This is a genomic window from Myxococcaceae bacterium JPH2, from assembly GCA_016458225.1.
Taxonomy (GTDB): Bacteria; Myxococcota; Myxococcia; order Myxococcales; family Myxococcaceae; genus Citreicoccus.
Map to the genome: position 1 here is coordinate 39,119 of JAEMGR010000030.1, position 16,587 is coordinate 55,705.

Below are 16,587 nucleotides of genomic sequence, written 5' to 3' on the forward strand. Positions count from 1 at the left end.
CGCCGCGCCGTCACCCTGAGTCGTCACGCCACAGCGCGTACACGAAGAAGGGGGCGTGCTCCGGGACGCGGCGAGCGGTCACGTCCCTGAAGGCAAGGGCGCTCCCAAATTCCTCGAAGAGGTGATGCCCGTTGAGCTGAGCGGCCCACGACGCTCGGAGCTGCGCGAGTTCGGATGGCCGATACCCGCAGTTCGACAGGCCGCTCGTGAGGCCCGCGTCGGCGACGTCGTATCCCAGCAGTGTCCAGTCCTCCGTCTTCGATGGAGGGATCAATCCCAGGGACTCGACCGGGGTGCGGTAGGCCACGTCCCCGAAGTCCATTCACCTCAAGGGTGCGTCTTCGTTTCGGTGAAGACCGGTTCGTTCCTTCGGATGCGCTCGAAGAGCTCGTCGTGGTCGATTTCTCCGAGGTCGATGTTCCAGAGGCCGGGTACCAGGAAGGTGGAGGCCTGTGATGTGGCCTCCTCATCGGATCGCCCGTTCTCGAAGCGGTGCTCCGTGCGGAATTCTCCGTAGCACGCGACCTCGTGATCATTCTCATCCAGGAAGCGCGTCTCCAAGTTGCCCGCCACGATGAGGCTCTCGTCGTTGTAGACGCCTTGGATGACGTCCCGGACCACCAGGTCGCCCAGGACCAGGAAGTTCCCCGACGTCCGCAGGCCGTGCGCGACACAGCGGCCCAGGACGACGATGGTCGAATCCGGTCCGCAGTCGTCCAGGAATCCATCGACCACCAGGTCTCCGAGCACGAGGAGGGGACAGGTGACGAGCAGTGAGCCAGGAGCCTTCGCGTTGCCCGTCACGACCGTCGCCTTGGAGAGCGCCGCCTCCAGCACGGCGTCCACGGGCTCGAGGACCTCGCGCATCACCACGGCGGCCAAGCCGACATGCGACACGGGCCCGGGGCACAGCGCCTTCGCGAGCGCGGCGGGCTGAAGGGGCGCGTCCTTGGGGAACGCCCTCCCGAGGGTCGTGACCAGGGGTGTCCCCTGATGGGAGAGCGCATCTCGGAGGGCACCGTCCAGTCGAGCGAGCGTGGCCTCCGCGCGCGACAGGAAGTCGTTCTTGGAAAGGAGCATGGGCGCATCTTATCCAGCGTGAACAGGCACGTGCCTTTTCGCGCGCACGCGCCCACGGCCGCTCTAGACTCACGCGCTGTCGCTCCTATCCCGAGGGATGTCGATGACAACGCCCGTCCTGCCAGGCCCCCTTGTCTCCGTTCGCTGGTTGGCGGATCACCTTCACCATCCTCGACTGGTGGTGCTGGATGCCAGCATCCAGCCGGTCGTGCGCGGCAGTCCGGCCCCGAGCCCCGAGGCGGAGGCGCGCATTCCTAGGGCGCGAGTCTTTGATTTCGACAAGAAGATCTGCGACCCGGACACGACGCTCCCCCACATGATGCCGCCGCCCGAACTCTTCGAGCGGGAGGTTCGTGCGCTGGGCGTGTCGAATGACAGCCTCCTCGTGGTCTATGACCGCGTGGGCGTCTATTCCAGCCCGCGTGCCTGGTGGATGTTCAAGGCCATGGGCCATGAGCAGGTGGCAGTGCTCGATGGCGGCCTTCCCGCATGGCTGGAGGCCGGCCATTCCACCCAGCCCCTTGTCGGTCCATCCGTCGAGCCCGGTCACTTCATCGCGCATCCTCGGCCGCAGTTGTTCTGTGATGCCGAACAGGTCGCGGCCGCGCTGGAGGACAAGACCTTCGCGGTGCTGGACGCACGCTCGGAAGGCCGCTTCTCCGGACGCGAGCCGGAGCCCCGGGCAGGGCTCCGGCCCGGGCATATGCCCCAGGCCCTCAATCTGCCGTTCAATCAGGTCCAGGCTCGGAGCCACATGCGCCCCACCGCGGAGCTGGCGGCCCTGTTCGCCTCGAAGGTCGCGCCTGAACAGCGGCTGATCTTCACCTGCGGCTCCGGGGTGACCGCGTGCATCCTGGCGCTCGCCGCCGCGTCGGTGGGGCGTCAGCACCTCGCGGTCTACGATGGCTCCTGGAGCGAATGGGGGCTGCCTTCCTCGCGGCCCGTGGTCACGACCTAGCGCGGGGAGGCGCCAGCCTCGGCTTCGAAGCTGGCACCCGCTGGCGGAAGGCTACTGGAAGCTCACCTTCCCGCCCCGCTGATAGCAGACATGCGGCGTGCCGTCCGTGGGACGGATCGCCACGCTCGGGCGCATGCCATCATCCACGGTTCCCAACTGGGTATAGGTCCAGAGCCCCTGCGCGTCCGGCGTGCTGAGTTCCAGGGTCGTTCCAGTGCGGAGGACGGCGACGGGCTTTCCCCCGCCGTACGCAAGGTCCGAGGCGTCGAACTTGTAGTCGACGGGGGAGGAACTCACGGTGCTGGCCGTCAGCGGTGTTCCCAAGGTGATGTCATCGATGGCGGACCAGCCACCTTCAGGGATCCCATTGGCAAGCGCGAGGAGGTGCTGGTCCTGACCCCAGACCATCGCGAGCCAGGGCGAGACGGTGCCGGTCTCCTCCACTCGGAAGGAATCGACGACGGTGCCCCGGATGACGCGGAGGTAGTTGACGGCGGGATTGTTGATCTGGTTCGTCATGACATACAGCGCCCCGCTCGCATCGAAGACGGGCTCACCCGTGAGGTGAGAGGTGTTGAGGGTCGGCGCCGCGATGGGCCAGGTGTTGGCCGCCGTCCGGGTCGCGACCCGCAGGGTCCCCACGTAGTTGTTGGCGAAGACGATGGCCGGCTGCTTGCCCTGCGCGGGGTTGAGCGCGATGCCAATCTTGGTCGTCGCCCCGGAGTCCAGATTCTCGCGAATCCACGCGCCATTCGCTCGCGTGGCATACCCGACGCGCAGCGTCGCGGTGGAGAGAACGCCCGCGCCCTTGAGGTAACCCACGTGCGGCGTGCCCGTGGCCGCGTCGAGCGCCAGCACGGGCTTCGTGATGAAGGTGCCGCCGGTGTTGAATCCGGGGCCGTCAATCTGCTCCGTCTTCCAGGTCGTGCCGTCCCAGAGCCCGTACCAGAGGCTGTTGTGGGTGTCGTTCGTGTAGACGACATGCCCCTTGCCCGCGTCGTCGAACGCGAGTTCGCAGTTGCCACCCGTGACGTCCGGCCCCGTGTCGATCGCCGTGCTGGCGGCGAGGGGAGAGGTCACCACGCTGAAGTGGAACGCGCCCTCCGCCGTCTTCCCGGACTCCGTCTCGACGGTGACGGACAAGGAAGCGGTCCCCGCCGGGGGCAACGTCCAGGTGACGCGCTCCGCGTCGGGCTGCAAGGCACCCGCGGTGGCGCTCCAGCGCACCGCCTTGAGCGCTTCTCCCGAGGTGACGACCCGGAAGTGCTCCGCTGTACTTGCGACGTAGGGACCTGTGCCTCCCTCTCGTTCGATCAGCAACGCGAGGTCGCCAGGTCCGTGAGAGGAAATGACCTCGACAGGTCTGGGCTCATGCTCGCAAGCAGAGAACAGCGTCAGTCCGCTCAGCATCAGCATCCAGGGGAAACAACTCTTGTTCCGCATCGGTCGCGTACCTTGTTGATGGGTCGGCAGGTCCGGCCACGCCGGCCCTGGTGAGGGATTCACTCAGGCCTAATCCTTAACGCGCGGATGTCTTGGAGGGTCTATGATCTTTTGCTTTATTTTCTTGGGTTGCTTGGTCTGAGCAAGGATTTCCGATGCAAGGAGTTTGGGCCGCGACCGCCATGAATCTCTTCGTCACTCGCTCAACGAACCATCCGATGCGGTGGTTGCGCGTCGCGCTGCCAAGAGATGCGGGAGGTGAGCGTCGGCGCGTGCTGCCGTCTCATCGACAGGCGAACGGCGCTGTCATGACTCGCTCGGACTCAGATGACCCGCAGGGTGATGGCTTTCAGCACCGCTCGCGTCCGGTCCCTCATGTCGAGCTTGTCGAGAATGATGGACACGTAATTCTTCACCGTCCCCTCCGCGAGGAAGAGGGCACGGGCAATCTCGCGGTTCGAATAGCCCCCGGCCATCAGCCGCAAGATGCTCACCTCGCGTTCGGTGAACGTGGCGCGTGGGGCGTCGTCCGCGTGGTACTGAAAACGGGCCCGCACCGGTGTGGTGCTGACGGGCTGCAAGAGCGTCTCGCCCCGGGCGAGTCGCAGGATGGCCTCCTCGAGTTCCTCCGGCTCGACGTCCTTCAGGAGGAAGCCTTGCGCTCCCGCCTCGGAGGCTCGGAGGAACTGCTCGGCGTCATCGAACGTCGTGAGCATGAGCACCGGTGTCTGGTCGCCTCGCTCTCGCAAGGTTCGCAGCGCCTGGATGCCATCCACGCCGGGCATGCGGACGTCCATCAACACGACATCCACGGGCTGGGTGGCCAGTCCCGCGAGCAGGCTGGCGCCATCCTCCGCTTCGAACACCACCGTGAGGCCGCGGCGCTCCAGCAGGGCGCGCAGGCCGGCGCGCACCAAGGATTGATCGTCCGCCAAGGCGAGGCGGGGACTCATCCCCGCAGCCAGCCTTCCAGTTGGAGCGAGCCGCGCGCGGTGATGCGGGTGGTGAGATCGCCTCCCAGCGTTCGCAGTCGCTCCTGCATCCCCTGGAGTCCATGGCCGGGCTTCAGGGGCTCTCGCACGCGTCCGTCATCGTCGATGCGAAGCCTCACCTGGGAGCCGTCGCGCGAGACGCCGACGCTCAAGCACGTCGCCTCGGCGTGGCGTGCGCTGTTGGTGAGGGCTTCCTGGACCACTCGCAGCAGGGCCTCCGCGACACGCGGATCCTCGATGTGCAGATCGGGCGCGAGGTCGAGCGACAGCCGCGTGCCGGGCAATGGCGCGGCCAGGGCATGCATCGCGGTCTCCAGGTCGAACCCTCGTTCGGCGCGCAGCGCTTGGACCACTCCCCGAAGTTCGGTGAGCAGCTCCGTGGTGAGTGTCTGGGCCTGGACCAGCCGTGAGTCCAGAGGCCCGTCCTGCGCCACGGCCCGCAGGTTGAGGACGAGCGCCGTGAGCTTGTGCCCGGCCACGTCGTGAAGCTCGCGGGCCATCCGCAGTCGCTCCGCGTCTCGCGCGCTGTCTGACAACAGGGCTCGGGTGGCCAGGAGGTCCGCGTTGATGTGCGCCAATCGCTCGCGCGCTTCCTCCGCAGACCTCGCGAACCAGATGAGTGCCACCGCGAAGAGTTGAAAGCTCGCGTGCAACAACACGTGCAGCAACGGCGAGGGAAGGTCGCTCCACAGGGCTCGGACCACACCATACATCGCGACGTTGACGGCGAGCAGGGCGGCGGCGATCCACGTGCGCTCCAGCCACTGGGCCGCCTGTCCCGCGACGATGATGAGCAGCACGGCGGCCGAGTTGTAGCGCACGACGGCCAGGAGCCCCATCACGCACAGGGCCTGTCCTGCCATCCAGCCGCATCGCGCCACGGCTCGGGAGGGGATGAGGACCGCCGCGAGGAAGAAGACGAGCAGCCCCGCGTGAAGCCCCGCCGCGACCAGCTCGAGCGAGGACTTCGCGACGAGCCCCGTGCCGAAGAGGGGACGACTCCACAGCTCGATTCCAATGGTCAGCCACACGAGGAGCGACACCAGGACGAACGGTGCCGGCAAGACGAGGAAGCGGCGCGACATGGCGAAAGCATCGGGTACGCCCGGGACCTGAGCAAGCCGCGGGGAGGGAATGTGACTTCCGGCACGTCCAGGTCGTGACGACCGGCCCGTTCGGTGACGAGGCCCGACTGGCAGGGTGCTCGCGTGGTTCCTCCTCCTGCTCGAGGTCATGGATGAAGGCTCTTCGTCGAGGTCCCTGGAAGGTCGTGGGCTGGCTGCTTGTTCCGCTCCTGGTGGGCACGGTCTGCGTCGTGGCGTACCCGCGAGTTCGCGCGGGGCCGCAGAATGTGTCCGCGGTGGAGCTGTTGCCAGCCGAGGTGACGGACCCCACGTCAGTCAGACGGGCCCTGGACGGCCTTCCCGCGGAGACGCCGTTCGCAGCCTTCACCGCGCTGAAGGGCGAGCGGCTCATCGCCCGCTGGGGACAGGTGGACCTGCCCATCAACACCCATTCGGTGCGCAAGAGCCTGCTGAGCGGGCTGTATGGGATTGCGGTCCAGAAGGGCCTCATTCGCTTGAACCAGACGCTGGAGGAGCTGGGCATCGACGACGCGAAGGCGCCCCTCACGCAGGTCGAGAAGCACGCGACGGTGAAGGACCTCTTGATGGCGCGCTCGGGCATCTACCTCGAGGCGGCTGGGGAGGTGAAGGGAATGAAGGACGGCCGGCCGCAAAGGGGCTCGCACGCTCCGGGTTCGTATTTCTATTACAACAACTGGGACTTCAACGTCCTGGGCGTCATCTTCGAGCGACAGACGGGGATGAGCATCGGGCAGGCGCTGTTCGAGTGGCTCGCCACGCCCCTGGGAATGAAGACCTTCCGTCCCGAGCACGTCATCTATGAACAGCCTCGCTATTCCGAGCACCGGCAGTTCGTCATCTTCATGTCCGCGGAAGACCTCGCCCGGTTTGGCGCCTTGTATGCCCATCAAGGCCGCTGGGGTGGCCAGCAGCTCATCCCCGCGGCATGGATCGCGGAGAGCACCGCGTCGCTGTCCCGGGCGACGGGGCAGTGGCCGTTCGATGCCTATGGCTATCTCTGGTGGGTGGACCAGGATGATGGGGTGGTGTGGGCGGATGGATGGGGCGGCCAGTTCATGATTGTCGATGCCAGGAACGACGTGACGGTGGTGTCGCGCACCGACACGGGTCGCTCCCTGCTCCAGATGGGACTGTTCATGGCCTTGGGGCAGGACGGCTCGCGAAAGGACCACCAGCAGTTGCATCACTGGATGGTCCAGGCCACCACGCCACGCCTTGGCGCGCAGTGAATGCCTTCGGCTGCTTGCGATTGGGCTCTGGGCTCCTCCATTCTGCCGGCGCGGAATCCTCGAGGTGGGTTCGCACTCCAGAAAGGTCGCTCTGAACATGCGCGGTTCATTCGGTCGATGCTCGTCGGGTTTGGGCGTGGTTTTCGTGGCGGGTTCGCTGTGGGGTTGTACCGGTCAACCGCCGCCGACATCGATGAGTGTTCGGGAGTTGAACATCGTGGATGCGCAAGGTCAGACACGCGTCCGCATCGGGGCGCCCCTCCCGGGGCCGCGGATCGCGCCGGGCTATGGCTTCCAGTTCCTGGACGCATCGGGCCACGAGATGGGTGGACTGGCCATGCTGGACGAGCGCGGCTTCCACGGCCTGTGTTTTGACAATGCGGAGGGCTTTGAGGCGGTCTGCGTCTCGACCCTCAACGGGCGACCGTTGATTGAGATGCGCTCGAAGGACGGCAGCGCACCGCAGGAGCGCATCACCCTGGGCATCAACGAGAGCGGCGCCGCGACCGTGGAGGTGCGCGACGCCGCAGGCAAGACGCAGATCCGGCTGGAGGTGGGAAAGGACGGCCGCACGCGCGTCGAGGGTGTCAGCCCGCCCCTGGCGAGTCAGGCCCCGTAACCCGGCCGCGCTCCGACCTCCGTCCCGAGCGGCTCAGGGGAGCCGCTCGAACACCGCGACGGCCTGGGGATAGTCCACCGTCACGCGGAAGTAGCCCAGCGCGCTGCCTCCCAGCGCGCCCTCGACGGTCTTGTCCATGAACTGGGACATGCCCTGGTGGAAGTTCGGATCGGCTCGCGTCGTGAACCAGACCGGGCCCACGGTATGGCCGGCGACCTCCAGGGACGGCACCTCGATGAGCGACGAGTGGGGGACGCGGCGGTCCGCGTCCTCCACGACGCGCCACTCGGGATGGTGCTGGTGCCAGCGCTCGAAGACGGAGCGGGTGATGAAGCTCGTGGCCCGGTCCGCCGGGCGTCCGTCCGCGAGCGCGTCCTGGGCTCCCTGCGTCAGCAGCACCGACGCGCCCGTGTCGAAGAGGAGGTCCAGCGTCTCCCCATCCACCTTGATCTGGATGCGGGGGAAGTTCGTCTCGCGCGCTCCCTCGGCGTTGGTCGGGAAGCCCAGGGAGACGCGGTGCGAGGCGTCGACGGTGGGGACATCTCCGGGCGCGCGCAGCCAGAGCTTCTGGTTGGGATAGTCGAAGGTCCACACCCGCCCGGCGAACCACGCCTGGCCGAGCATGCCGTCCCAATCAAACGTGTTTGCCTTCGCGATGCCCTCCGGCATGACGGCGGCCGAAATCGTCTCGTTGGTCAGGGGAGGGATCCAGGCCTCGGCGCTGAAGGCCGGGATGCGGACGGTGGGACGCGCGGGCGCGCCCGTCGTGCTCGCCTCGCCCTCCATGGGGAGCCCGAGTGCCCGGACCGCGGACTCGGCGAAGTACAGGCCTCCGCCCGTGTCCGTGAAGAGCGCCAGCTCCTTCCCGGTGGAGGTGCGGGGGTGGACGATGAACCGGCCCTCCTTGAGCTGGCTTGGCAGCGCGAGGGGCTTGCCCGGGGTGGGCGCGGGAGTGGACGTCGCCGTCGGAGCCGTGGGCGCGGTGGCGCAGGCAACCGTGAGCGAGAGGAGAAGCCACTGGGGACGAAGTCGCATGGTGTCGAGGATACGTCGCCCGTGTCCCGCGATTGCACGAAAGACAGGGCTGCGAGGCCGCGAATGACCCATGGCGGCGAGAGGCGCCTGGGGCTCCTGCGTGGAGGGCCCCGCCAGCGTCCCGAATGTTTCGTACCGGGTGGGTGCAGACACATGGCCGCTCCAACCCAGAGTCCGTGACTGACTCGGGGGACGCGAAGATGACCCGCGCGAAGACTGTGATTGGGGGATTGAAGTGTTGACTGGGAGACGTATGCTATTGCGACGTGCTCGGCCCATTCCGGTTCGAGTGCGCCCAGGGGGTCCTGACATGATGCATCCACGTCTGGCTGTGAGCACGGCCGCGGTAGTGTTTCTCGGTCTGTCGATGATGGGGTGTGGCCCGGAGACAGGTGAGCCGACTCAGCCCGAGACGTCGACGCAAGCTGAGCCCCGGGGCGAGAAGTCCGCGATGGCAGGGACGTCCTCCCTCACCATCTTCCAGGTGTGCGACGCGACCATCGGGTGCGAGGGGACGTCGGGCAAGACGACGACGACGGGTAACTTCAACGGCAACGTCACCGTCAAGACTCGTGAGTACTACAGCACGGGTGCCTTCTATGGCTCCTTCGCGGGAACGGCCGTGACCTGGACGAGCACCAGCCCCATCTTCAGCGGGGGCGTCTACGTTGGCACGGAGCGCACCTTCCAGCTCACGGGTGTGACGAGTGGCTCGTTCAGCGGATCCATCCAGGGCACGGATGGCATCTGGCGGAATGCCAATCTCTCCATCCAGTGAGCGATGCCGCTCGCCCGGGCGCGCAGGCTGCTGGATGTCTGGCCTCGCGGCCCGGGTGCGCTCGTTCGACAGCCCGCCGCGGCGCGACGTGGAGGCGCGAAAGGCGCTCCACGCGCGCCACCCGGGTTCAGCTCTTCGCGCGGGCCGCCGCTTCCTCGGCCTGCAAGTCTTCACGGCAGATGGACTGGGATTGCGCCGCGTCATCCCGCGAAGCGTGCTGCTCGCCCGCCACGCCCACGCACTGTTCCTTGCACGTCAGTCCAAAGTCCGCGCAGTAGGTGAGCCGGTGCCCCGAGACGCACCGGGTGGCACAGGGCGTCTCGCAGTCGCACGCGTCACAGGAGATGGCGGCCTGGGCGCTGAGCGGCGCCAGGGAGAGGAGGAAGCCCACACCGGTGAACAACGCAGTTCGCAACACGTTCATGTTGGTCTCCATTGAAAGCCGGAGAAACAAGTTAGCACGGGTCAGGTGCGTGGCTGACTCACGCGTGGCGTGACGCAAGCCGTTGTGGAGAGTGCCTCCGCAAGGGATTGGGCCGGTGAGTCAGGCAGGTCGATCGCGCGCCACGCGATGTATCCATCGGGGCGGATCAACGTGGCGCCTCCCGGGCTCACGCCGTAGGCCGAGCGGAACGCGGAGAGGTCCTCTGGCTGCACGGTGGTGCCGATGTTCAGCCACGCGACGGGAATGCCCACGGCCCGCGAGGCATGCGTGGCGGCGGTGGCCCAGGCCGCGTCCTCGGCGACGAGCACCCAGCCGCGCTGGAGCAGGTCGAGCGTGGAGCGCCGCGCATCATCCTGTCGCACCCAGAGGTGCGGTGCGCGCGTGCCCGGCTGTCCGGCCCATTGCTCGGGCCGGCGCGCGGGGGGCAGCTCGGAGGTGGCCCCCAGCACCGCGGTCGAGCGATAGAGCTGCCCGAACTCCATCGCGTCGTCATCGTAGATGGGCGTGTTCTGGGCCACGCCCGCGGCCTCGGCTCGGTAGTCCGGGCGCGCGAAGATCTGATCATGCCGCAGCCAGGCGATGGGCCGGCGCTCCGCGTCGTAGGTGTCGAGCAGCCCTGGCTCCGAGGCTCCGGAGAGCACCGCCGCGAGCTTCCACGCGAGGTTGTGGGCATCGTCGATGCCCGTGTTCGCGCCATAGCCTCCCCGGCTGGGCGGGAGCGTGTGCGCGGCGTCGCCCGCGAGGAAGACGCGGCCCGAGGCGAAGCGGTCCGCGATGAGCGCGCTCAGCTCCCAGCGGCCCGTGGTGAGCAGCTCGATGTCCAGGTCGGCGCGGCCGATGGCCCGGGCGATCAGCGCGCGCAGCGTGACTTCGTCGCGCTCTTCGTCATCCGAGAAGATGAGCACCCAGCGGCCATCTCCATACGTGGTCAGGAACGCCTCGAACCCGGGTTGCTCAATCTGGAACTGACGCACTCCGGCCTGGAGGTACTCGTCGAGCGACGCGCGGAACAGGACGCTGCGCACCGTTCGCATGTGGCCGCGTCCGGAGCGGCCAATCCCGAGCGCCTCGCGCACCGGACTGCGGTGGCCATCCGCCGCGATGACATACGCCGCGCGCAGCGTGGACTCACCCCCGCCTCGACGGCGCACGGTGGCGGTGACGCCCGTGGCGTCCTGCTCGAATCGGAGCAACTCGGTCTCCAGTCGGATGTCGGCCCCGAGCGAGATGGCGCGCTCACGCAGCAGGGGCTCGAGCCAGTCCTGCGCGATGGCCGCGCCGCGACACGGTGACTGCTCCACCTGGGCCTCCGAGCGGCTTGCGGGCGTCCACGGAGACTCCTCGAACCAGGTGCCCGCGAGGCTCTCCACGCGCGCGCGGCGCAGCTGGAAGTTCGCGGGGATGGGCGGGATGCGCTCCTCCAGCCCCACCGCGCGCAGCAGCTCCAGCGTTCGCGCCGTGTAGCCAATCGCCCGAGGGTGCGGCGAACTGCCCGGGTGGCGCTCGACCAACACGCACGGGACACCGCGCCACGCGAGAAACAGCGAAGCGGACAAGCCGACCAGCCCGCCTCCAACAATGAGCACTGGGGTGGATTCCATTGAGGTACCGTCCTTTCGATACGGTGTATCGCTCGATACACCGTATCCAGGCCGGGCGGGTTGTCAATGTCGGCAGGGAGCGGATAGAGGGCCCGAATGAGCCAGAAGCCGCGCGAGCCGGAGTCCGCCCTCATCTGGGAGCGCCCCGAGCCGGCCCCTCGCCCGAAGCCCGAGCCGCTGAGCCGCGAGCGGATTGTGCGAGCCGCGCTCACCCTGGCCGACACGGAGGGACTTGCCTCGGTGTCGGTGCGGAAGGTGGCGGCGGCGTTGGATGCCGGGCCCATGCGCCTCTACGGCTACGTGTCCACCAAGGAGGAGCTGCTGGAGCTCATGGTGGACGCTGTCTACGGGGAGCTGGTGGCCGAGGGCCCGCTGCGAGGCTCCTGGCGCGAGGCGCTCCGGGCCATGGCGCACCGCACGCGGCGGGCAGCGCACGAGCATCCGTGGTTGGTGGACCTGCTGGTCGGGCGGATCCACCTGGGGCCTCACGCCCTGGCGTACCTGGAGGCGGCGCTCGCGGCGTTGGATGGGACGCCCGGGTTCGAGAGCGTCGACGCGATTCTGCAGGCCGTGGGCACCGTCAACGCCTTCGTGATTGGTGCCATCCGGAACGAGGCCAGCGAGCGGAGCGCGGAGCGAGAGAGCGGCATGACCAAGAAGGAGTGGCAGGAGGCCACGTCGCCCTATCTCGAGCGCATGGTGGCCACGGGCCGCTTCCCCATGCTGGAGAAGGTGATGCGCGAGGCCACCCATCCCTCGTTCGACGTCGCGTTCGACCAGGGATTGGAGTGCATCCTGGAGGGCCTCGCCACGCGCTTGCCGCGTCGCAAGAAGTGACAGCGCACGTCAGCGGCTGGAGATGGGGGCGGAGAGGAACGCCTGGATCTCCGGGAGCATCTGCGGCGCGGTGTCCTCGAAGAAGAAGTGATTCGCCTCCGCGAACTCGCGCGTCCGGTTCCGCGGGAAGACGCGCTGGAAGTGCTCCAGGTCCTCGCGGGGGAAGCCTTCGTCCTTGAGCGCCCAGAAGATGAGGGCGTCCTTGTTCGCGAGTCGGGGCAGGGCGGTCTCCACCTCGGTGAAGTAGTCGGTCGCGGCGGTGATCTGGCGCGGGTAGAACGCCGCGATGCCTCGGCGCTCCAGCGGGACGAAGGGCCGCAGGTAGGTGTCCAGCTCCTGCGACGCCAGCTTGCGGACGATGCCGTTCTGGAGTCCGAACGACGCGAACCCGTTGAAGTTCATCTGGAAGAACTCCCCCACCGGGCCACCGGCGATGACGGAGAAGATGCCGCGCGGCACGTTCGTCTGCGTGGGCCACGCCCAGGTGCTGCCCAGGATGATGCGCTGCACGAGTTCGGGCCGGCGGGTGGCGAAGCCCAGGCCGATGGGGCCGCCCCAGTCCTGCATCACGAGCGTCACGTCATGGAGCTGCAGCTGCTCGACGAACTCCTCGACGACGTGGCTCTGCTCGCGCGGCGTGAAGCCATAGCCCTTGGGCGCCTCGGACATTCCGAAGCCGGGGTAGTCGAGCGCGATGGTGCGATACGAGCCCCGCAGTCCCTGGATGAGCGTGCGCCACTGGAAGGACCAGGCGGGATTGCCGTGCAGGAAGAGGAGCGTGGGGCCCGTGCCCTCGTCGACGTAGTGGATGCGCGCGCCGCTCGGGAGATTGACGAACTTGGGGGCCGCGTCGAACAGCTCGCGAGGGACATCGAAGGCGACGCTCGTGTCCTGGGGCGCGGAAGGCTCATGGGCGGACGCGGCGACGAAGGCCCAGCCCTCCAGCGCCCCGAGCAACAGGAGCCCGGCGAGGCCGATGCGCGAGCGAGGTGTCCGCTGGACGGCGCGCGGCGTGAGCCAGGCCAGTGCGAGCGCACCCACCGCCACGGCGGGGAGGGCGGCCTTGACCAGCCCGGCGGGGCCCGCGATGCCCATGGCGCTCACGGTCACCAGCCCGAGGCTGGCGAGCACCGCCCCCAGGACGGCGCGCGGGCGTGCGATGCGCGAGACGAGCAACCGATAGAGCGCGGCCGCGGCGAGCGCGAGCGCCACGGACAGCGGGGTGAGGACCGCGTAGCGGAGCGCGGGGAAGAAGCCGATGCCCTGGACGTGGGGCGCGGTGTGCACCGCGAGGGTGGTGACGAGCACGACGGGGATGGCGGTGGCCAGTCCGGCCGCGAGCACGCGAACGGGCTCGGGGATGGAGGAGGGCGATGAGGACTGCGAGGTCTCTGTCTGCATGGTCTGGACTCCCTTCGATGGCGTAGAAGTAGTCCGATGCATCCGGACGAACCATGTGCGAAACTCCGCATCTCTGGTCCAATCGTCCAAGGCGGGAGCGGGAAATGGATGTCCTGGCGGATGCGCTGCGCAGCCTGCAGTTGAAGACCGAGGTGTACGGGCGGTTGGAGTTGAGCGCGCCCTGGGGCATCTCGCTCGACCTGGAGCACCCGGGCTTCTTCCACGCGGTGTCTCGCGGGGGGTGCTGGTTGGAGGTCGATGGCCAGCGGATCCCGCTGGCGGCGGGGGATTGGGTGTTCATCCTGGGGAAGGGTCCCCACGCGCTGCGGGACTCACCCAAGACGTCCACGCGACCGCTGCCTGAGCTCTACGCGGAAGTCGGAGCCGAGTGCGGCGGGGTCCTTCGCCACGGCGGTTCGGGGCCCCAGACGACGCTCATCTCGTTCAGCTTCGGGCTCGGGGGAACGTGGCTGAGCCGCCTGCTCTCGGGCCTGCCTCGCGTGCTGCACATGAAGGGGGACGGGAGTCACTCGACGCGGTGGGTGGAGTCGCTGGTGCAGCTCGTCGCCTCCGAGATGGAAGCGGGCCGGCCGGGCCATGAGCTGGTCTCCACGCGCCTGGCCGATGTCCTGTTCGTCCAGGCGCTGCGCGGGCACGTCGAGTCCTTCCCGGGCGAGAAGGGCGGCTGGTTGCGCGCGCTGGAGGACGCGCAGCTCGGCAAGGTCTTGAAGCAGTTGCACGAGCGGCCGCAGCATCCGTGGACGGTGGACACCATGGCGCGGGCCGCGAGCATGTCCCGCTCGACGTTCGCGGCGCGCTTCCAGAAGGTCCTGGGCGAGAGCCCGCTCTCGTACCTCACGGGGTGGCGGATGCACACGGCCACCCAGCTCATGGCGGGCGACGCGTCCATGGCGGACATCGCCGAGGCCGTGGGCTACGAGACGGACAGCGCTTTCGGCAAGGCGTTCAAGCGGCACATCGGGCAGTCGCCCGGTGAGTTCCGCCGGAGCCTGCGCCACGCGCCCGGGGGGCCTGTGTTCTCGGCGGGGAGCGCGCTGGGGGCCTGAGCCGGGCGCGGCGCTCGCGGGCGGCCCTGCACAGATACCGGCCACCCGCTGGCCGTCTTTGGACTTCGAGCGCGGGCCGCACGGCGCTACTCAGGACGCTCCCTTGCAGAGAGGAGAACGCCCATGCGCGCCCTGACGGTTCTCGCGGTCTCGATTCCGCTGCTTTCGCTGGAGGCTCACGCCAAGGACCCCGCGCTCGGGGCGACGACCTACGTCACGTATGAGAGCTTCCTCAGTCCCGCGCAGGAGCCGGGCGAGGAGTCCGAGACGCCGAAGCTGCTCCAGAAGAGCCTGGGGGCCACGGCCCCGTCGATTCCGCGCGAGGAGCGCAAGTCTCGGGGGCACGGGCAGCTGCGCTTCAGCCGCGACATGAGCCGCGCCTATGTCGAGGTGGAAATCCAAGGCGTCAATCCCGCCGACATCCTCATGTTTCACATCCACTGCGGGCCGCCAGGATTCCTGGGGCCCATCATCGTGGACTTCGGCGAGGTCGACAGTCCGTCGAAGCTGTTCTCGCAGGGGAAGCTCGTGGTGGAGCTGACCAACAAGAACGTGCGCTTCGTGAAGGACATGCCGGGCTTGAAGCCCTCGCTTCCGGAGAGCTGCCCGTCCGACATCGGCCTGCCAAACCAGACGCGGACGCTGTCAGGCCTGGAGTACCTCGCGCGCAAGGGCGTGCTGTATTTCAACCTCCATACCAAGGCGCACACGTACTACGGCGAGATGCGCGGCCAGCTCATGGTCGCGCAGGAGTCGCGCTGAATCGCGAAGTCGCCCAGGCCCCAATGCGCTCAGTGCGGTGGGGCTACAGGCGCGATGCGAGCCGCGGTCACCGGGGCCCCTGAGGACTGGCAGTGATACCCGTCGGGCCCGAGCACGGGACACACCTCGTACCCTTGCTGATTCTGGCAGCAGCCGTACTTTCCCGTCGCGTCACAGAGGGTCCCCCCGCAATACAGTGTCGCGGGGTAGCTCTGTGCAGAGCTCATCCCGAGGCTCTGGGGCTCCGCGCTTTCGCTGCCGCCACAACCGCTGAACAGCGCTGCGAGAATCACTGCGCCAACCAAGCTTGCTCTCATGGATGTTCCCCCGGGTCGCGTGGAAGTGCTGCCTGACGAACATAGCATGATGGGATTGCTCACTCCGGCCCGAGGGCGTTGGTTGGCCAACCCCTGGGATGTCGACCGGTGTGCGCTCGGGTGTCGTTCAGTCTGAGATTGGAGGGATGGGGGCGCGAGTCGCCTGCGGGGAAGCGTAGGGGTGGTGGAACGCGGAATCCGCCGCCCATCCCTGGAGCACTCGATGAGACACCTCGGCACGCTGGCGATACGAGGGGCCGCTCTCCTGTTGGGGCTTGTCTGTCTTCTGCCCGTGACGGCTCGCGCGGATGACGACTGCCCTGGGAACAATACGGAGTTCGTCTCCTGGCTGGTGAAGAAGTCCGGGAACGTGCCCACGGACCTGCATGGGTTGAGCACGCATCCCATGCTGTACCGCGAGGCCGCCTTCCAGGTGCTGTCCCCCGCGCAGCAGGCCGCGCTCTGGCGCGAGCACGTCCAGACCTATCGCCGCGACCATCCTCGGCTCACGCTGAAGCAGCTCGCGGTGCTCGACGCTGTCCTCTCGGTGCTCACCCCGGACGTCTTCGTGCCCACCTCCTCCGTGGACACCTCCCAGGTGGAGGCCGCCGTGGTCGAGGCCTTCGGCACGCAGGAGGCCCAGACGCTCCTGCGGACGCTGGGGCCGCCCGACACGGATCCGGGCCTGTCGCTCACCACCGCGAACCTCTGCAAATGCAGCCTCCAGAGCGCCTTCTGCAGCCACGGCAAGTGCCAGCCCGGCAGGTGCCACCGACAGAGCAGCGGCTGCGGTTCCTGGTGGCGCTACCCCTGTGATGGCGTCTGCAAATAGCCCGGTCGCCGACAGTTCGCATCCGCTCCTTGTGAATGCTGCTCCTTCGCTCCGTGTGGTTTCCTGTTTGTGACATGAGAGGGGC

At 68.0% G+C, this 16,587-nt stretch carries 17 protein-coding genes; 8 read left to right on the forward strand and 9 right to left on the reverse strand.

Annotated elements, in window-relative coordinates:
* Positions 1-10: 10 nt before the first annotated feature.
* Complete coding sequence (locus JGU66_30225) at positions 11-322, reverse strand: hypothetical protein (protein ID MBJ6765061.1); 312 nt, start codon at positions 320-322, stop codon at positions 11-13.
* Between the two features lie 5 nt (positions 323-327).
* Positions 328-1,080, reverse strand: coding sequence for a hypothetical protein (locus JGU66_30230; protein MBJ6765062.1), 753 nt, complete (start codon positions 1,078-1,080; stop codon positions 328-330).
* A gap of 103 nt (positions 1,081-1,183) precedes the next feature.
* On the opposite strand from JGU66_30230, the gene JGU66_30235 reads away from it, so the two are divergent.
* Complete coding sequence (locus JGU66_30235) at positions 1,184-2,038, forward strand: sulfurtransferase (GenBank protein MBJ6765063.1); 855 nt, start codon at positions 1,184-1,186, stop codon at positions 2,036-2,038.
* Between the two features lie 51 nt (positions 2,039-2,089).
* Here JGU66_30235 and JGU66_30240 read toward each other — a convergent pair whose 3' ends face one another.
* The 3 genes from JGU66_30240 to JGU66_30250 all read right to left on the reverse strand — a co-directional run bounded on the left by JGU66_30240 (position 2,090) and on the right by JGU66_30250 (position 5,558).
* Positions 2,090-3,358 (reverse strand): hypothetical protein, encoded by a 1,269-nt coding sequence (locus JGU66_30240; GenBank protein MBJ6765064.1) that lies wholly within the window; start codon positions 3,356-3,358, stop codon positions 2,090-2,092.
* A 446-nt stretch (positions 3,359-3,804) separates the two neighbouring features.
* Positions 3,805-4,434: a response regulator transcription factor gene (locus JGU66_30245; GenBank protein MBJ6765065.1), complete on the reverse strand. Its 630-nt coding sequence runs from the start codon at positions 4,432-4,434 to the stop codon at positions 3,805-3,807.
* Positions 4,431-5,558 (reverse strand): hypothetical protein, encoded by a 1,128-nt coding sequence (locus tag JGU66_30250; protein MBJ6765066.1) that lies wholly within the window; start codon positions 5,556-5,558, stop codon positions 4,431-4,433. Before JGU66_30250 ends, JGU66_30245 begins: the two co-directional genes overlap by 4 nt.
* Positions 5,559-5,710: 152 nt before the next feature.
* On the opposite strand from JGU66_30250, the gene JGU66_30255 reads away from it, so the two are divergent.
* Complete coding sequence (locus tag JGU66_30255; protein MBJ6765067.1) at positions 5,711-6,808, forward strand: serine hydrolase; 1,098 nt, start codon at positions 5,711-5,713, stop codon at positions 6,806-6,808.
* 97 nt (positions 6,809-6,905) lie between these two features.
* Positions 6,906-7,427 carry a hypothetical protein gene (locus JGU66_30260; GenBank protein MBJ6765068.1) on the forward strand — a complete coding sequence of 174 codons (522 nt, stop codon included), beginning with the start codon at positions 6,906-6,908 and terminating at the stop codon, positions 7,425-7,427.
* Positions 7,428-7,460: 33 nt separating this feature from the next.
* On the opposite strand, the gene JGU66_30265 is transcribed toward JGU66_30260, so the two are convergent.
* Positions 7,461-8,462, reverse strand: a complete 1,002-nt coding sequence (locus JGU66_30265) for a hypothetical protein (GenBank protein MBJ6765069.1) — start codon at positions 8,460-8,462, stop codon at positions 7,461-7,463.
* Between the two features lie 451 nt (positions 8,463-8,913).
* Between JGU66_30265 and JGU66_30270 the strand changes: the two genes are divergently transcribed.
* A complete protein-coding gene (locus JGU66_30270) occupies positions 8,914-9,240 on the forward strand; it encodes a hypothetical protein (GenBank protein ID MBJ6765070.1) in 327 nt (108 codons plus the stop codon).
* Between the two features lie 127 nt (positions 9,241-9,367).
* Here the strand turns inward: JGU66_30270 and JGU66_30275 are convergent, their stop codons facing one another.
* Together JGU66_30275 and JGU66_30280 are read right to left on the reverse strand one after the other, a co-directional pair.
* Entirely contained in the window at positions 9,368-9,664 is a 297-nt protein-coding gene (locus JGU66_30275) for a hypothetical protein (GenBank protein ID MBJ6765071.1), read from the reverse strand.
* Between the two features lie 41 nt (positions 9,665-9,705).
* Entirely contained in the window at positions 9,706-11,286 is a 1,581-nt protein-coding gene (locus JGU66_30280; protein MBJ6765072.1) for an FAD-dependent monooxygenase, read from the reverse strand.
* Between the two features lie 96 nt (positions 11,287-11,382).
* On the opposite strand from JGU66_30280, the gene JGU66_30285 reads away from it, so the two are divergent.
* Positions 11,383-12,123 carry a TetR/AcrR family transcriptional regulator gene (locus JGU66_30285; protein MBJ6765073.1) on the forward strand — a complete coding sequence of 247 codons (741 nt, stop codon included), beginning with the start codon at positions 11,383-11,385 and terminating at the stop codon, positions 12,121-12,123.
* Between the two features lie 9 nt (positions 12,124-12,132).
* Here the strand turns inward: JGU66_30285 and JGU66_30290 are convergent, their stop codons facing one another.
* Positions 12,133-13,524, reverse strand: coding sequence for an alpha/beta fold hydrolase (locus JGU66_30290; protein MBJ6765074.1), 1,392 nt, complete (start codon positions 13,522-13,524; stop codon positions 12,133-12,135).
* A 104-nt stretch (positions 13,525-13,628) separates the two neighbouring features.
* Between JGU66_30290 and JGU66_30295 the strand changes: the two genes are divergently transcribed.
* The 3 genes from JGU66_30295 to JGU66_30305 all read left to right on the forward strand — a co-directional run bounded on the left by JGU66_30295 (position 13,629) and on the right by JGU66_30305 (position 16,502).
* Positions 13,629-14,591, forward strand: coding sequence for an AraC family transcriptional regulator (locus tag JGU66_30295; GenBank protein ID MBJ6765075.1), 963 nt, complete (start codon positions 13,629-13,631; stop codon positions 14,589-14,591).
* Between the two features lie 123 nt (positions 14,592-14,714).
* Positions 14,715-15,353, forward strand: a complete 639-nt coding sequence (locus JGU66_30300) for a CHRD domain-containing protein (protein MBJ6765076.1) — start codon at positions 14,715-14,717, stop codon at positions 15,351-15,353.
* A gap of 540 nt (positions 15,354-15,893) precedes the next feature.
* A complete protein-coding gene (locus JGU66_30305; protein MBJ6765077.1) occupies positions 15,894-16,502 on the forward strand; it encodes a bacteriocin fulvocin C-related protein in 609 nt (202 codons plus the stop codon).
* Positions 16,503-16,587 lie beyond the last annotated feature (85 nt).

Coding starts and splice junctions, on each gene's coding strand:
- JGU66_30300 (MBJ6765076.1), top strand. CDS start 14,715: ATGCGCGCCCTGACGGTTCTCGCGGTCTCGATTCCGCTGCTTTCGCTG.
- JGU66_30305 (MBJ6765077.1), top strand. CDS start 15,894: ATGAGACACCTCGGCACGCTGGCGATACGAGGGGCCGCTCTCCTGTTG.
- JGU66_30230 (MBJ6765062.1), bottom strand. CDS start 1,080: ATGCTCCTTTCCAAGAACGACTTCCTGTCGCGCGCGGAGGCCACGCTC.
- JGU66_30275 (MBJ6765071.1), bottom strand. CDS start 9,664: ATGAACGTGTTGCGAACTGCGTTGTTCACCGGTGTGGGCTTCCTCCTC.
- JGU66_30265 (MBJ6765069.1), bottom strand. CDS start 8,462: ATGCGACTTCGTCCCCAGTGGCTTCTCCTCTCGCTCACGGTTGCCTGC.
- JGU66_30250 (MBJ6765066.1), bottom strand. CDS start 5,558: ATGTCGCGCCGCTTCCTCGTCTTGCCGGCACCGTTCGTCCTGGTGTCG.
- JGU66_30295 (MBJ6765075.1), top strand. CDS start 13,629: ATGGATGTCCTGGCGGATGCGCTGCGCAGCCTGCAGTTGAAGACCGAG.
- JGU66_30260 (MBJ6765068.1), top strand. CDS start 6,906: ATGCGCGGTTCATTCGGTCGATGCTCGTCGGGTTTGGGCGTGGTTTTC.
- JGU66_30255 (MBJ6765067.1), top strand. CDS start 5,711: ATGAAGGCTCTTCGTCGAGGTCCCTGGAAGGTCGTGGGCTGGCTGCTT.
- JGU66_30245 (MBJ6765065.1), bottom strand. CDS start 4,434: ATGAGTCCCCGCCTCGCCTTGGCGGACGATCAATCCTTGGTGCGCGCC.
- JGU66_30225 (MBJ6765061.1), bottom strand. CDS start 322: ATGGACTTCGGGGACGTGGCCTACCGCACCCCGGTCGAGTCCCTGGGA.
- JGU66_30235 (MBJ6765063.1), top strand. CDS start 1,184: ATGACAACGCCCGTCCTGCCAGGCCCCCTTGTCTCCGTTCGCTGGTTG.
- JGU66_30290 (MBJ6765074.1), bottom strand. CDS start 13,524: ATGCAGACAGAGACCTCGCAGTCCTCATCGCCCTCCTCCATCCCCGAG.
- JGU66_30280 (MBJ6765072.1), bottom strand. CDS start 11,286: ATGGAATCCACCCCAGTGCTCATTGTTGGAGGCGGGCTGGTCGGCTTG.
- JGU66_30285 (MBJ6765073.1), top strand. CDS start 11,383: ATGAGCCAGAAGCCGCGCGAGCCGGAGTCCGCCCTCATCTGGGAGCGC.
- JGU66_30270 (MBJ6765070.1), top strand. CDS start 8,914: ATGGCAGGGACGTCCTCCCTCACCATCTTCCAGGTGTGCGACGCGACC.